Genomic DNA, 14,436 nt, shown 5'->3' on the forward strand with positions numbered 1-14,436 from the left:
CAAGGGGGCCTTCTTATGGTTTCATTTCTGTTACTGTCATATCCAACTGGTTGCGGTTGTGGGGATCCTCGGTAAAGACCTTAAAGTCCTGTTGATCTGAATTTGAATAGCGGGCGACTGTATAGCTTTGGCCATTTGGAAAGACAAATTCGATAGAGGTCTTATCGGTGAAGACCAGCAATTCGATTTCCTTTTGGTCCTGCAAGCCTGATTGGGCCAAGTAACCATTGCCATGTCCCAACAAACCATCATAATAGTAGGATGAACCAAATTCGCCATTGATTCCGCGGTCTAGTTCCCCTGCATATTGCTTAACATTGTACATGCCGTTTGAAGGATCATAGTTAAAGAAGACATAGTCCTTGCCCTGCCAGATGTCAAAGTAAATTCGGCCGATATAGTTCCCTTCCTTACTTGAAAAGCGCAATTTATAGATCTTGTTAACCGCTTGGTTAGGTAAATCATAAAGACCGTAGACATTGCCATTGGTATCCTTGCGGTCTACCCAAGTCTTACCCTCAACTGACTTGGGCCTATCTTTACTAATATTTGTAAAGGTTTCACTAGCTCCAAGTCCAGCTTCATAGATAAAGTTTTGTCTAATCGTCCAATCGGCATCCAAGGTTAAACGTCTAGCCAGACTATAGGAGCCCAAACGCTCAATATAAGAGCCGCTTGCTTCTGAATCGGCATGAACACCATTGGCGCTATAGTTCCAATTTCCAACCCAACCCATGGAAATAAGCTCTGAGTTGCTTTGACCCAAGTCCATGCTGCCTGTAAAGTTGGCACCATAGTAGTCTGAACCCTGATCCAAACGTTTGACATCTCTTTCAGCTACAAAGAGGCCGTTGCCATCCATGTGGCCAACCGTATAGTAGGTACCTGTTGTTTCACCACTTCTAGCGTCCTTGGCTCCAAAAAAGAGGACCTGTTTGGTCTGACCGTTAGGCAGGGTCATGGTTTTTAGAACTGGGCACTCAACCGGGTCATTGCCTTGCCAAGAGCGACCTTTAAAGAAGGTAGATGCTTCAACCTTAGACTTACCTGCTGGATCAGCCTTGCTCCAGTCAATCCCATTTTCTGATTGATAAACTCCTAGGACATCACCTTCAGCTACATACATATAAAGTTTATTATTCCAGCTAAAGACATAGGGATCTCGCTCATCGATATGGTTGGGACTAGCCCAGCTCCAATCTCCATCTAGTAAGGGTTTGCCGTTATTGAGGACCTGACTAAAAGTCCGCCCCCCATCTTTTGAAGCTAGAGCCCAGATAGCCTGCTTCCCATTATCCTTGCGCAGGCCTGAAATATAGGCAACCTTCTCACCGACTGCTGCCCCCTTTATCTGTCCCTTGTTTTCAATCACTCCCCCGGTCCAAGCTGACTTCCAGCCTTCCTTGTCATCCCCACCATGACTAGAAACAGCTGAATTTTGCTCTGTAAAGTGGATAAAATCTGTTGTTGTTGTATGATACCAGTCCTGGCCTTGGTCGCCAAACGGCTCATCTGCCCCATCAGCCGAATGCAAAAAATAAATATCATAATAGCGACCCGCCTCATTCCAAACGATAGTCTGGAGGTCATTGGACCAGCTATCAGCTGTAGTCAAATGATACTTAGCTACTAGGCCTTGTCTTTGCTGTTCGCTTACCGTGTTGCCCAAGGCTGATTGAGCTGGGCCTAATAAATGGCTAGCCAACAAGCCGCTAGCCAGGGCTGTCAGAAAAATATATTTTTTCCTTGTCATTATTGTTCACCTTCTTCCTCCTATATTCTAACAAAAAAATGGACAGAATGCTTATTTTTGTCTGTATTTTTACTATTTTTCTTGATAAAAATAAAGATTTCTAAGCCAAAACTAGAGGAAGGTAAAAATCAATGCTAAAGACAGGCTAAACCTAAACAATTTTAAAGGCTGGCGACACCTGTCCCAGCCTCTTTTGCTAGCTAATGAATGAGTTTAAACTGGATGTCTGGAAAGTCTGTCTGCCCCTCCTGCTCCTTGAGAAAGGCCTGGGCATCTCTTTTAATCTGGGCTAGATTGACTCCCTGATCACGCGCCCCAAAAATACAACCGCAATAGCACTGACGATAAATGTCATAGTCTTTGCAGAGTTCAATCGAGCGCTGATAGCCCTGCCTTTTCTTAAAATCACTGGGCAGATAGCGGGTCTGGTAGAGCTCTTGAATCTCTAGACCAAGCCGATTGATGAGCTGGGCATCCTTATGGGGGCTGAGCGTCAGAACACTGGCGAAATAATCAAAGCCCAAATCCAAGGCCAGGCTAGCTGTTTGCTCTAAACGATAATGAAAACAAAGCTGGCACCGCCTGCCCCCTTCTTCTTCCTGCTCCCAACCATGGACCAAGCTAAAGAATTTTTCTGGCTCATAGGGGGCTTCTATATACTGGACCTGATAGGGGCTGGTTCCATTAAAGTCCCTGATAAACCGCTGGGTCACTAGGGCCCGACGCTGATACTCAGCCTTGGGATGAATATTAGGATTAGCGAAATAAACCGTCACATCTGCATATTGGCTGAGATATGAGAGACTATAGGTCAAACAAGGGGCGCAGCAGGTATGGAGCAAGATACTGGGTCGGTATTTTTCCTCCTGCCAGGACTTAATCATCTTTTCTAGTAGGCGATCGTAGTTGACCTTCTGCTGGGGATTGAGCCGACTTACTAGTTCTGCCAAATCAATCATAGCACTCCCTCCCTTCCTAGCTCTAGCATAGCACAGAAGGACCTAAAATACAAATGTTTCGTTAAATTTTTATTGATTTCTCAAACTCCTACCAGGTAAAAGCAAAGGACTAAATCCTCCCTACTAAAGAGGCTTTCTGAAAGTAAGGGCATAAAAACGATTTTCCCAGATAAACTCCAGCTTCTTATCAATCACTTCTGCCGGTAGCAACTCCTCCAATTCCTTGAGATTGAAACTTGCATCCTCAAAATATTGCTTGGATAGGACATTCTTCTTGTATTGACTATCCACATAATCCGCTGTTTCATCCGCTACTAGGAGCTTGGTCCCAGGCTTGGCCACTCGAATCATCTCCTCCAAGGCCTTTTGGCGGTCAGAAAAGAAGTTAATTCCGCCTACATGGAGGACAATATCAAAAGTATTATCAGCAAACGGTAGATCTTCGGCACAGGCATGGACCAGGGTCAAATTGGTCTTTTTCGCCCAGGTCTTGTGGCATTTTTCCAGCATCCCCAGGGAAATATCTAGACCAACCAAATCCAGAGAAGCTATATCGACTGTTTGAGGAAGAAAATGGAGGTCCGCCCCTGTCCCAATTGATACATAGAGAACGGAGACTTGGTCCTTCCATTCTAGCTGACTCATCAGATAGGCCCGCATCTCCTCAATCGAACGACCGTATTTTATCCGACCAATCCACTTTTCCCCAAAATCGTACCAGGGAGCTAGCTTATTATACATGGTCATATATTTTTGATTGTCTCCAGCCAGATAGGCAGGATTCATATAGGATAAAATCCCTTTTTTCTCCTCCTTAATACTTGCTTGAGCGGCGGCTTTTAATTTTGTTTGAATTTCTGCTTTCATCTTTTTCTCCTTCTTATCTGGCCCTCAAGTGGCCTTTTTCTCTATTATAGCAAGTTGTCCCGACAAAACAAGACCTTTTCAGCAAGCGGCTAACTAGCTCTAGCAAGTGGTCAAAATCAGCCGGCAAGTGGAAAAAGAAATAAGTAACGGAAAGGTGCAACAGACAAACCTACTCTAAGCCAAGCCTTATAAACAGACCATCAGGACAGCTCCTATCTTGATTAGGAGAAGTTGTAACCCTCTAGCCAAGGCCAAGTCATAAAAAATAGACTGGAAAATTTCCAGTCTATCTAGTAAAGAGGGTTATGATGATTAATGATGTGCTTTTTTACGGTAAAAGTAGAATCCTACTCCTCCCATCAGAACAAGACCAAGCAAGACCAAGGTCATACTGATTTGTTCTCCGGTATTTGGTAGAACCCTCTTAGATCCAGCAGCCTGCTCTCTGCTATCTCCTGCTTGATTTCCTAGGTTAAGTTTAACATTACCACCATTTTGATCTTGCTGGTTTGAACCAGACTGATCGCCAGGTGCTAGGGCTTGAGATGAGCTTGAGCTTGTGTTGGAGCTAGAGTTATTATCAGAACTTGAGCTTGATGAGTTTTGGTTGTCTGATGAGCTTGGTGGTGTTCCTGGCCCAATAGGAGTTGTAGCCCTTCTTGTATTGAGGTCAATGGTTCCACCAGCCGTTAAGAAGCTGTTGATTGTGAAGCGACTTGTTGTCTCTTCATTTGATTCTGTAACTGGTAATGCTTTTTCGTCCCCTTTTACATCCATAGTATTAGCAATTTCAGAACCGTCCAGCGGAGCTGTTGTATCGTAGTTGATATAGTAGGCCCGACTGCCTGGTTTGATGAGTGTAATGGTCATCTCTGTATAAGAGTCGTTGAAAGTGACTGTATAGTCGCGTCCTTCTCTCATTCTTTGACGATTTTCCAACTCATTGTCCCGGTTATATCCTTCTTCTGAAGAGAAGACCTCGATATTTTCCGGAATAAACTTTGTTGTAGCACTTTGGCTAGCAATCACATCGTGAATAACCAAAGAGTCGTAGTATTTTTTAGAAGCATTGACCCGAGCCCGCCATGGGTGAACGTAATCACCGCTTTGACCGAGAGCTGCTGAGTCATAGTGCTTTTCAGTAGCAACGTTGGCATACTTATAGAAATTTTCTTCACCGATTCCTGGATCTAGCGAACGTTTTGACCGCTTCCTAGCATCTACTTGAATCTTAATTTCTTTGGTACCCACATTTTTGACGTTGGTAACTGTGGTTGTGGTTACACCGTTGGTCTTACTTGAACGAACTTGAGCATAGAAAGTTCCCTTAATACCAGAGACCTCTTGGCCACCTTTTTTAGCCAAGTACTCTTCTAAATTCTTCAAGGTAATTTTGACCGATCCACCTTGTGCAGCACCATTAGAAGTAACTGCAGCTTCACCGACCACAACTCCTGTTGTCGCATCGGTCAAGTCAAAGGTTTCACTGGCAACCGTCATTGGCGCACTGATCTCTGTTGTAAAATAATCACCATTATTAAAAGAACCATTGTAGTCTGACAAGTCGAATTGCATTTGATAAGCATAGTCAACATCAGCAGATAACTTGTAAACATCATCGTTCTTCGTAACTTCACGACCGTTTACCTTGTCCCAAAGAATGGCATGAGTAATGACATTGCTCAATTCTTTGGCTTGACCAGTTGTAACGGTAGAAGCGGCTTGGACCGGTGCTGGTTCTGATGATTGGCTGTCGGCGCTACTATCATTTTCTTGACTCTTCTCTTGGCTATTGCTGACTTGGGAAGTCGCTGGTTGACTATCCTCGGTCTCGGCAACAACACTCAATGGGGCAACAAGAAATGAAGAAAGTATCGTCAACAAACCAAGATAGTGACTTAATTTTTTCATTTTTTCCTCCAGTGTTTTCTATAGGCTTTTGGAAAAAGTATCGCAAATACCTAGGCATAATAATAAGTGGTATCCACTGACATCCACCATTATTGTCTATTTTCTAATCAACTACCCTCCTATACAAAACATTATACTTGTTTTACAAAGGCATGTCAAAACATTTACCTAAAAAATGTCCAATTTTTTTGCATATAAAAACGAGTTAAACCTAAGAAAAAAACTCCCTTTTCGGGGGAGTTTTCTCTATATTTAGGACTGAAAAAGCCTATAAATAGGGCTTTGGCGGGCCTCGCTAGTCCTAGACTCAGGCTAGATTGGTCAGATTTAGCGTCAGAACCTGGCCGTCCTTGAGGACCTGCTGGCCGGCAATATAGACCTGGTCCACATCGCTAGCCTTGACAGCATAGACTAGGTGAGAAAGCATATTTTCAACCGGCTGGAGATGGACCCTAGCCTTGGGGTCAATCATTAGGAAGTCAGCCTGCTTGCCGACCTCCAAGCTACCGATTTCTTGCTCCAAGCCCAGAGCCTTGGCCCCTTCCAGAGTCATCATCTTGAGGACCTCTTCAATCTTGAACTGGCTAGCATCTCCCGTTCTCATCTTCTGCAAGAGGGCTGCCGTCCTTGCCTCCTCAAACAAGTCCAGATTATTATTGGAGGCAACCGAATCGGTCGCTAAACCAACCTTGACACCACTGGCCAAGAGGTCGGTTACAGGAGCAATTCCTGAGGCTAGCTTTAGGTTGCTGATGGGATTGTGGGCAATGCTGACTGGGGCTTGGGCTAAGTCTGCAATCTCACCTTGATTGAGCTCGACCCCATGGGCAAAAATAGCCGGACCATCTAAATAGCCCAATTCCTTTAGATAGGCCACTGGTCGCTTACCATACCGCTCTAAAATCAGACGATTTTCTTCCTGGGTTTCCGCCACATGGATATGGAGCATCAGCTGCAATTCACGCGCCAAATCCCGGCTGCCTTCCAGCAGCTCTCGACTACAAGTATAGGGAGAATGGGGAGCAACCATGACCCCAAAGCGACTATCTTGATAAGCCAGGATTTTCTCAATAATCTGGCGGGTCCGCCCCAGGGTCTCAGCTGTACTTTCCCGGTCTGAGCTAAAGAGGGTAGGAGAGAAATAACAACGCATCTGAGACTCTTGGACCAGCTCATGAATCTGATCAATATCCACCCCTTGAGGATTATACATATCATTAAAGGTAGTTGTCCCAGACTGGAGCATCTCAATCAGGGCTAATTTCACCGCCTTGGTCGTTTCTTGGGCCGTAAATTGACTCTCAGCTGGCCAGATATAATCCTCCAACCACTCATGGAGATTGCTATCATCTCGAATCCCTCTTAGGAGAGTCATAGCTGTATGGGTGTGGCAGTTGACCAAACCAGGCATAATCCAAGCCCCCTTACAATCCACCTGCTCCTGACTCCGGGCCAACCATTCCTCAGAAAATTCCCCACAATAGGCAATTCTCTCACCGTCTACTAGCAAGAGGCCGTCCCGATAAATATGAAATTCCTCATCACAGGTCACAATATTGGCATGCTGATAAGCCTTCATTTTTTGTCTCCTTTACTTTTTGACAACATAACTCCAGGACAAGCCTCGCTTATTTACGGTAAGACGGTAGAAACTCCCCTACCCTATTAAGGGGATTATATGCTCTCAATGATTTTTCTTATTATAACAAAGCAAGACTCTATCATGCAAGTTTTTTTAAAGAAAAAAGCCAGAAAAACTGGCTTTTTTGTTATATATAATAGAAGAAGATTCCTAATTTAGGTATTGCAACTTCCCACGAAAGTCCTCTAGTCTTTCATAGCCTTTTTCAGCCATGATGGCCTGGAGTTCCTTAGTGATGCGTTCAAAGGCGGCTACTCCTTCTTTTTGGAGGGTTGTTCCGACCTGGACCATGCTGGCTCCACAAAGGATATGTTCAAAGGCATCGCGTCCAGTCAGAACTCCACCGGTTCCGATGATTTGGATTTCTGGTTTTAGTCTTTGGTAAAAGGCGTGAACATTGGCTAGGGCTGTTGGTTTGATATATTCTCCCCCAATGCCTCCAAAACCGTTCTTAGGCTTGATGACCACCTTTTCGTCCTCGATATAAAGGCCGTTGCCGACTGAATTGACGCAGTTGACAAAGCGCAGGGGAAATTGATTGAAAATCTCTGCCGCCTGATCGAAATGGACAATATCAAAATAAGGAGGAAGTTTGATACCCAAGGGTTTGGTAAAATAGGAGAAAACCTGGCGCAGGAGCTGCTCGGTTGTGTCGAAGTCGTAGGCAATTTGAGGCTTGCCTGGAACATTGGGGCAAGAAAGATTCAGCTCAATCAATCCCTTGAAATCACTCTCCTCTACCTGATGCAAGATTTGATGGGTTTCATCTGGTGACATACCGACTAGGGATAAAAAGAAGGTACGATTAGGCTCTTTTTCTTGCAAATCCAAGAGATAGTCTAGGTAGTAGTTTAGACCCTGGTTGGGCAGGCCCATAGAGTTAATAGAGCCCAAAGGCACATTATGGTAGCGGGGCTCTGGGTTACCTGCTCTAGCTTCTAGGGTCGCTGTCTTGGTGACAAAGGTCCCGGCAGCCGAATGCTTGACTTCTTCTAATTCACCAATGGTCATGCAGGCTACTCCAGCCGCATTCATCAGACAGTTGTCAAAAGTAAAATCAGCGATTTGTGTTTGTGTTGAGGGCATCTTTTTCTCCTTAATCATGAATAAATAATAACCACATTCATTCTAGCAAAAAAAGGACCTGAAAGCGACTATTTACCTAGACTTGGTCGAAATTTTTCAGCCAAATTCCAGCAAGCCAGCTTAGCTAGTCCTAAGTCAGGCTTTTGCCTATGATTTTAAAAAGTAGGCTGGCTAGAAAAGGGACTAACTGGGGACGATGAAAGGAGTTGTGCAAATTTTTAGAAAATTTCAACTTTTCCCTTTACTTTTTAAAAGGCTTCTGCTATAATAGCACATGTAATAAAATATAACATTGACAAGGAGAACACTATGACAACTGCTAAAGCATATATCCAAGCTACTTTTGAAACCTTAAAAGCTCGTAACGGGCACGAAGCAGAATTCCTCCAAGCGGCTGAAGAATTTCTCAGCACTCTCGAACCAGTCTTTGAACAACACCCTGAATACATCGAAGAAAATATCTTGGCTCGCATCACAGAACCTGAGCGCGTGATTTCCTTCCGCGTCCCTTGGGTTGACCGCGAGGGCAAGGTGCAGGTTAACCGTGGTTACCGGGTTCAATTTAACTCAGCAGTTGGTCCTTACAAGGGCGGACTTCGTTTCCACCCAACCGTTAACCAATCAATCCTTAAATTCCTCGGTTTCGAGCAAATCTTTAAGAATGTCTTGACTGGTCTACCTATCGGTGGAGGTAAAGGAGGATCTGACTTTGATCCTAAGGGCAAGACAGATGCTGAGGTCATGCGTTTCTGTCAAAGTTTCATGACTGAATTGCAAAAATATATCGGCCCTTCTCAAGACGTCCCAGCTGGTGATATCGGGGTTGGTGGTCGCGAAATTGGCTACCTCTACGGCCAATACAAACGCCTCAATCAATTTGATGCTGGAGTCTTGACTGGTAAGCCTCTTGGTTTTGGTGGAAGCCTTATCCGTCCAGAAGCAACTGGTTATGGTCTGGTTTACTATACCCAAGAAATGCTCAAGGCTAATGGCGAAAGCTTTGCTGGTAAGAAGGTTGTGGTCTCTGGTTCTGGTAACGTTGCCCAATACGCTCTGCAAAAAGCGACTGAACTAGGAGCTACTGTCATCTCTGTTTCTGACTCTAACGGTTATGTCATCGACGAAAACGGAATTGACTTTGACCTCCTTCAAGATATCAAGGAAAAACGTCGCGCTCGCTTGACCGAATATGCAGCTGAAAAGCCAACTGCTACTTACCATGAAGGTTCTGTCTGGACTTACGCTGAAAAATACGACATTGCCCTACCATGTGCCACTCAAAATGAAATCGATGGCGCTGCTGCTAAACGCTTGGTCGCTCAAGGAGTCTTCTGTGTCTCTGAGGGTGCCAACATGCCAAGTGACCTTGAAGCAATCGCTGTCTACAAGGAAAACGGTGTCTACTACGGACCTGCCAAGGCTGCTAATGCCGGTGGTGTAGCCGTATCTGCCCTTGAAATGAGCCAAAATAGCCTCCGTCTCTCATGGACACGTGAAGAGGTAGACACTCGCTTGCAAGGTATCATGACTAACATCTTCAATACTGCTAAGACAACTGCTGAAAAGTATGACCTCGGTAAGGACTACTTGGCGGGTGCCAATATTGCAGCCTTTGAAAATGTGGCAGACGCTATGATTGCCCAAGGAATCGTTTAAACTATCAAAAACTCATAAATTTCTTTGATTTATGAGTTTTTCCGTCATTTAAAGGAGCGCGCTCATGACTAAAAAGATTAAAGAGGAAGACATTCTGCAACAGATTGACCAACTCATCTCAGATACTGACATTTTAGAAAATGAACGCCGTATTTTTCTGACCTTTAAAAAAGCCATGGATAAGAAGCAGGATTTTGAGGGAGAACTTGCCAAGCTTGTTGAGGACTTGCGGCAACTAGCTGTACAAAATATCCAAAAAGAAAGAAAATTGAGCCCTAGGGTCAAGGACTTTTATCTAAGCCTAGCTAGCCATGATTTATTCAAGAAAAATCTGGCTAGAGGCCTAATAAACCCTTTCCTATTCTAGAGATTCAAGCATATAGTAAAAAGATAGGCCAGCAAGAGTAGCTGGTCTATCTTTTATCTGGGGCCACTTTTTAGTGGTCTTTTTTTGGCAGAATTACTTTTTTATCCAAGTTTTAACTGCAAGAGATTTACTACGCAAAACATAAAAGCATTCAGTGAGTGTCCAAATAAAAGTAAATCGCTTGGCTTAGATAGTCGGCAAAGCCTGCTCCATACTTGCGATCAAAATAATCGTGAAAGCGGGCATCTTTTTGGTAGGAGAGGGCAATCCCCTGCAAGACTGCCTGGTCTACTTCCATAACCTTGGCCAAAGAAGTTCGCCACTGGGCAATTTCTGCTTGGATACTGTCAGCAGACACCGGTAAATGGCGCTGCTGGTAGAGTCGCTCAAAAATAGCTGATAGCTCTCTTTCTATGTCCTGACCTTGCTGGTCTTTTTCCTCTAGGCTCAGATTTTCCTGCTTTTTCTTAAAAGACTGAAAGGCCGCTGTCTGACCAAAACGGTACTCCGCCTCACTCTGATACTGCTCCTTAAGAGGACGTGTCAATTCTAAATCCAGTTCGAGAATTGGCTGGCCGTCCAAATAATTTTCTACACCACAGGCCAATTTTTGCAGATAAGCAATTTTGTCCTTTAAACGCACCTGATAACCTTTAAGCAATTCCTGCTGCTCGCTTCGCCCCCTTTCCAAAAAATCTTTGATTTCAGCCAAGGACAAACCGACCGCTTTCAAAAATAAGATTTCTTGTAAGCGCAGCAAATCCTCCTGCCCGTAAAAACGATAATCATTGTCCGGATTGCGCTGGGGCGATAACAGACCTATTTTATCATAGTAGTGCAAAGTTCGCCTAGTGATTCCTGTAATCTTGACCAAATCAGCTACTGAATAGTTCATTTCCAAAAATCTTCTGTCTCCTGTAAAATTTCTTGAGTCGGGGTAAGAGTCGCTTGGACAATTGTCTTCCCTGTATTTTTGAGGTAGGCTTGAACCAAATGATAGCCATAAGCATAGCCTGCTGCATAGGGCAGCCCTACAGGCCTCTGTCCTTGTATCTGAGCAATTTCATCCCCATAAAGATAGGGTGACATCTTTGCCATACCAGTTAGGGAGAAATGCTGGCTAATCTGAGATTTAAAGCCCTCTAAATCCTCTCTACTTGTCTCACTGACCCAGGGCCCAATCAAGTCTTGGCCGAACAAGGCCGCCGCAAAAGATTCTGCCAAGCCTTCGCTCACAAGCCAATCAGCTAGGTTGGTATCCTCCCCCCACTTGATAAACTGGAAGCGGACATTGTGGTTGCACTCATGAGCCAGAGCTGCCTGCAAGCGTGGTAAGGTATAGTCATTGGGCGTGAGCGAAGCCATGATGTAGCCTGGAATACCACCGTCGCCACTGTAACCCTTGTTGAGTTGAAGCATCGGACTGGCAGGATTTCCCAGCAAAATGGTAAACATATATTCTTCAACAGGAAGTTTTATTCCTGCTTGTTCAAAGAGTGAAAAACTCCTCTCAATCGTAGCCTTACTTTCCTGCCACAGCTTGTCAGAGCTAATCGCTTCAATCGCCGCTCGGTCTGCCTCTGTAAAATCCTTGGGCATCCGGTTCATCCAGCTAAGTAACATCATGATGTCAAAACCGCCGGGTTTCTTGGCCTCAAAGGGAATTTTTTGCAGATAGAACTTTTGTTTAAAAGGCTGGAGCACCTGTTCGCGGAAAACTCGCTCCCTTTCTTCCAGCGGTAGAGTTAGTAAGTCTTGATAGGCCTTATCCGAACGAATCATTTCTATTTTCATTGTTTCACTTTCCTTTCATCTCTTATTATAAACTATAACCTTAGGTGATAGTCAAGGGATTAAAAAAAGAAGCTTTTTTCTGCTTCTTTAATCCCTATCATCAGAAGAAGTCGAAGATGCTCCTCTTTTACTCCATTCTGCCCGGTCGTAGGCCAGGTGATAGATATCATAATCGTTATTTTCTCCATCGAAGATTAGCTCTAGCTCCATGCGCTTGGCTGGACCTAGATTGGTCCCGATTTGGGCCTTATCAAAGGTTGACCCGTCCAAAACATAGAAACTCCCATCTTCATCATAGAGATTGAAGGCATAGGGGTTAATCAAGAGGCGGTGATTGGAGGTATTTTCTACCTCTAGTTGAACCACGATTGCTTCACCTGTGGCTTCATCGCTCATCTTACGCTGCTTGCTGGTCTCGATTGACTTGACAGTAACCTTGGCCCCATCTTTAAAGGTTACACTCTCCCCTAGCTGATAGCTGTCTAACTTTTGCTGGTAGTCATTATAATAGAGGCTAGACTGGGAACGTCCACCTAACTTGGCATTTTCCTCAGATAAACTCCCATTTACAATGACTAGGCCCAGGACCAAAAGAAGCAGGATAAAGGCTAAGACAAAGCCGATTAAACTGGCCCAAAAGAGGCCCTGCTTGTAGAGGGGCTTTTTTAGACGATAGATGCGACCGTCTGGACTGGTAATTTCTTTGGCGATAGCTTGTCCCATTATTCCTCCTTATATTAACTGGCAAACTAAGTATGACTGAAAAGAGTCGGTAGTTCAATCCCGGCCTTGAGTAAGGCTTCATGATAAAAACCGTAAAAGAGATGGTAGATGGTTGTTTGCATACCTGCCTGAACAGTCAGGCTGACTCGAAAGGAAAATTGCCCCTGCTGGTTCCTTTGAGGACCTAGGATAGAGGGTTCCTTGAGAATTTCAGGATGCTGGCTAACCTTTTCCTGATTGACCTGGTTAATCAGCTGGTAAACCCGATCCAAATCGGTCTGGGCATAGAGGGGAATATCAATCAAGACCCGCATATTCCCACGAGAGAGATTGCTGACAACAGTAATGTTACGGTTAGGTACGAAGTGCAAGGTCCCGTCTGCATCACGCACCTGAGTGGTCCGAATCCCAACACTAACCACTGTTCCTGCGATATTGATAGAGCCATTGGTCAGCTTAACATTATCTCCCACATCTAGCTGACGCTCAAGGAGAATGAAAAAGCCATTGACCAAATCTGAAAGAAAACCTTGGGCTCCCATCCCAATAGCTACCCCGGCAATTCCCGCACCAGCAAGAAGGCTGGAAACGGGCAGACCCAGGATGGACAAGAGCCAGTAGATGAGAAAAAAATAAAGGGCATAGTTGAGCAGATTTTCAATCAGGCGCGAAATGGTCCGCTGCCGGGCCGCTCCTTGATTGGATAATTTCAAAGATGGTGCAATAATCTTATTGACGGCTAGGTGGACCAATTTCTTGGCAATATAAAAAACCAACATCAATAAGACCAGGGAAATGGTCTTAGAAAATAGTTCATCGACGATTTTGGTCCAATCAATTCGTTCAAAATATCTGAGAAAAACATTACTTGCTAGTAAAATCAAAGCTAGCTCCTTCTTTAGTAAAATATAAAAGTTAACGGCCAGTTTGGCGAGAAAAAGAAATCCCTAGTTAAACTGCTTGTGATTAGCCTTCAAGCATCTATTATTTAGGGTCTGGATTTTCCGAGCATCTGACTCTTTGCGACTAGGTATCTTAAAACCGCAACTCTCCCTTATTATACCATAATCTAGGACAAGCAAAAACTCCCGATACAGCGAGAGTTTTTATTTTATTTATATTTAGCTTAATTCAGTGACTAGGGCCTTAAGTTGCTCCTTGGTATGAACACCGGCTACTTGCTTGACCACTTGGCCATCTTTTTTAAAGATAAGGGTTGGAATTGACATAATGCCAAATTCACGCGCAGTATTGGGGTTTTCATCCACATCAAGCTTAACGATTTTTAGTTCATCTTCAGAAAGCTCATCAGCTAGTTGCTCCAAGATAGGTGCCTGCATGCGACATGGACCACACCAGGTTGCCCAAAAGTCAATCAAGACCAAACCTTCTTTTGTTTCTTCAACAAAATTTGCATCAGTAACAGCTACTACCATAAATTCATCTCCTTTATTAGATTCCCAAAGAATCTAACCTTCTATTAGTTTTATGACAATATTCTACACCAAAAGAAGCAATTTGCAAAATATTTGCTACGGTCGCAAGCTCCCTCCGCAATTTTCCAAATCTTTTAGTGCTACGCTAAGATACAAAGCCCGTTAGCAGACTGCTTCATCGCTATTGCTAGGCGCAATGCTCTGAAACGAAAGCCACTAGCGTGCCCTTTCTACAGTCTGCA

Annotated in this window: 13 protein-coding genes and 1 riboswitch; of the genes, 2 read left to right on the top strand and 11 right to left on the bottom strand. The window is 44.2% G+C overall.

Translation table 11 applies throughout. The annotated features are described in order from the left end of the window. Nucleotides 1-13 precede the first annotated feature (13 nt). The 6 genes from C4K46_RS07160 to C4K46_RS07185 form a co-directional block, all read right to left on the bottom strand. A complete protein-coding gene (locus C4K46_RS07160) occupies nt 14-1,753 on the bottom strand; it encodes a glycoside hydrolase family protein (protein WP_209628215.1) in 1,740 nt (579 codons plus the stop codon). A 200-nt stretch (nt 1,754-1,953) separates the two neighbouring features. Continuing rightward, nucleotides 1,954-2,712: an epoxyqueuosine reductase QueH gene (locus C4K46_RS07165; RefSeq protein WP_209628216.1), complete on the bottom strand. Its 759-nt coding sequence runs from the start codon at nt 2,710-2,712 to the stop codon at nt 1,954-1,956. 123 nt (nt 2,713-2,835) lie between these two features. Then, on the bottom strand, nt 2,836-3,579 hold the full coding sequence (locus C4K46_RS07170) for a class I SAM-dependent methyltransferase (protein WP_209628217.1): 744 nt from the start codon (nt 3,577-3,579) through the stop codon (nt 2,836-2,838). A 312-nt stretch (nt 3,580-3,891) separates the two neighbouring features. Next, nucleotides 3,892-5,490, bottom strand: coding sequence for an LPXTG cell wall anchor domain-containing protein (locus C4K46_RS07175; RefSeq protein WP_209628218.1), 1,599 nt, complete (start codon nt 5,488-5,490; stop codon nt 3,892-3,894). 307 nt (nt 5,491-5,797) lie between these two features. Then, nucleotides 5,798-7,069: a TRZ/ATZ family protein gene (locus tag C4K46_RS07180; RefSeq protein WP_209628219.1), complete on the bottom strand. Its 1,272-nt coding sequence runs from the start codon at nt 7,067-7,069 to the stop codon at nt 5,798-5,800. 21 nt (nt 7,070-7,090) lie between these two features. After that, nucleotides 7,091-7,192: riboswitch (purine riboswitch) on the bottom strand. 90 nt (nt 7,193-7,282) lie between these two features. Beyond that, the gene (locus C4K46_RS07185; RefSeq protein WP_209628220.1) at nt 7,283-8,218 is read right to left on the bottom strand and encodes a dihydroorotate oxidase; all 936 of its coding nucleotides are present in this window, start codon (nt 8,216-8,218) and stop codon (nt 7,283-7,285) included. Nucleotides 8,219-8,527: 309 nt separating this feature from the next. On the opposite strand from C4K46_RS07185, the gene gdhA reads away from it, so the two are divergent. Continuing rightward, nucleotides 8,528-9,874, top strand: coding sequence for an NADP-specific glutamate dehydrogenase (gene gdhA, locus C4K46_RS07190; protein WP_209628221.1), 1,347 nt, complete (start codon nt 8,528-8,530; stop codon nt 9,872-9,874). A 64-nt stretch (nt 9,875-9,938) separates the two neighbouring features. Then, on the top strand, nt 9,939-10,241 hold the full coding sequence (locus C4K46_RS07195; protein WP_209628222.1) for a bacteriocin immunity family protein: 303 nt from the start codon (nt 9,939-9,941) through the stop codon (nt 10,239-10,241). Between the two features lie 151 nt (nt 10,242-10,392). Here C4K46_RS07195 and C4K46_RS07200 read toward each other — a convergent pair whose 3' ends face one another. From C4K46_RS07200 to trxA, 5 genes are all read right to left on the bottom strand, one after another. Next, nucleotides 10,393-11,136, bottom strand: a complete 744-nt coding sequence (locus tag C4K46_RS07200; protein WP_209628223.1) for a MerR family transcriptional regulator — start codon at nt 11,134-11,136, stop codon at nt 10,393-10,395. Beyond that, a complete protein-coding gene (locus tag C4K46_RS07205; RefSeq protein ID WP_209628224.1) occupies nt 11,133-12,035 on the bottom strand; it encodes a DUF2268 domain-containing putative Zn-dependent protease in 903 nt (300 codons plus the stop codon). The genes C4K46_RS07200 and C4K46_RS07205 overlap by 4 nt, the downstream gene beginning before the upstream one ends. Nucleotides 12,036-12,122: 87 nt before the next feature. Continuing rightward, nucleotides 12,123-12,758 carry a DUF4352 domain-containing protein gene (locus C4K46_RS07210; protein ID WP_209628225.1) on the bottom strand — a complete coding sequence of 212 codons (636 nt, stop codon included), beginning with the start codon at nt 12,756-12,758 and terminating at the stop codon, nt 12,123-12,125. Between the two features lie 26 nt (nt 12,759-12,784). After that, nucleotides 12,785-13,639 carry a mechanosensitive ion channel family protein gene (locus C4K46_RS07215; protein ID WP_338059788.1) on the bottom strand — a complete coding sequence of 285 codons (855 nt, stop codon included), beginning with the start codon at nt 13,637-13,639 and terminating at the stop codon, nt 12,785-12,787. Between the two features lie 240 nt (nt 13,640-13,879). Then, complete coding sequence (trxA, locus tag C4K46_RS07220; RefSeq protein ID WP_209628226.1) at nt 13,880-14,194, bottom strand: thioredoxin; 315 nt, start codon at nt 14,192-14,194, stop codon at nt 13,880-13,882. Between the last annotated feature and the right edge of the window lie 242 nt (nt 14,195-14,436).

Origin of the sequence: Streptococcus oricebi, from assembly GCF_017883985.1 — a bacterium.
Taxonomy (GTDB): Bacteria; Bacillota; Bacilli; order Lactobacillales; family Streptococcaceae; genus Streptococcus; species Streptococcus oricebi.

Coding starts and splice junctions, on each gene's coding strand:
- C4K46_RS07160 (WP_209628215.1), bottom strand. CDS start 1,753: ATGACAAGGAAAAAATATATTTTTCTGACAGCCCTGGCTAGCGGCTTG.
- C4K46_RS07165 (WP_209628216.1), bottom strand. CDS start 2,712: ATGATTGATTTGGCAGAACTAGTAAGTCGGCTCAATCCCCAGCAGAAG.
- C4K46_RS07170 (WP_209628217.1), bottom strand. CDS start 3,579: ATGAAAGCAGAAATTCAAACAAAATTAAAAGCCGCCGCTCAAGCAAGT.
- C4K46_RS07175 (WP_209628218.1), bottom strand. CDS start 5,490: ATGAAAAAATTAAGTCACTATCTTGGTTTGTTGACGATACTTTCTTCA.
- C4K46_RS07180 (WP_209628219.1), bottom strand. CDS start 7,069: ATGAAGGCTTATCAGCATGCCAATATTGTGACCTGTGATGAGGAATTT.
- C4K46_RS07185 (WP_209628220.1), bottom strand. CDS start 8,218: ATGCCCTCAACACAAACACAAATCGCTGATTTTACTTTTGACAACTGT.
- gdhA (WP_209628221.1), top strand. CDS start 8,528: ATGACAACTGCTAAAGCATATATCCAAGCTACTTTTGAAACCTTAAAA.
- C4K46_RS07195 (WP_209628222.1), top strand. CDS start 9,939: ATGACTAAAAAGATTAAAGAGGAAGACATTCTGCAACAGATTGACCAA.
- C4K46_RS07200 (WP_209628223.1), bottom strand. CDS start 11,136: ATGAACTATTCAGTAGCTGATTTGGTCAAGATTACAGGAATCACTAGG.
- C4K46_RS07205 (WP_209628224.1), bottom strand. CDS start 12,035: ATGAAAATAGAAATGATTCGTTCGGATAAGGCCTATCAAGACTTACTA.
- C4K46_RS07210 (WP_209628225.1), bottom strand. CDS start 12,758: ATGGGACAAGCTATCGCCAAAGAAATTACCAGTCCAGACGGTCGCATC.
- trxA (WP_209628226.1), bottom strand. CDS start 14,194: ATGGTAGTAGCTGTTACTGATGCAAATTTTGTTGAAGAAACAAAAGAA.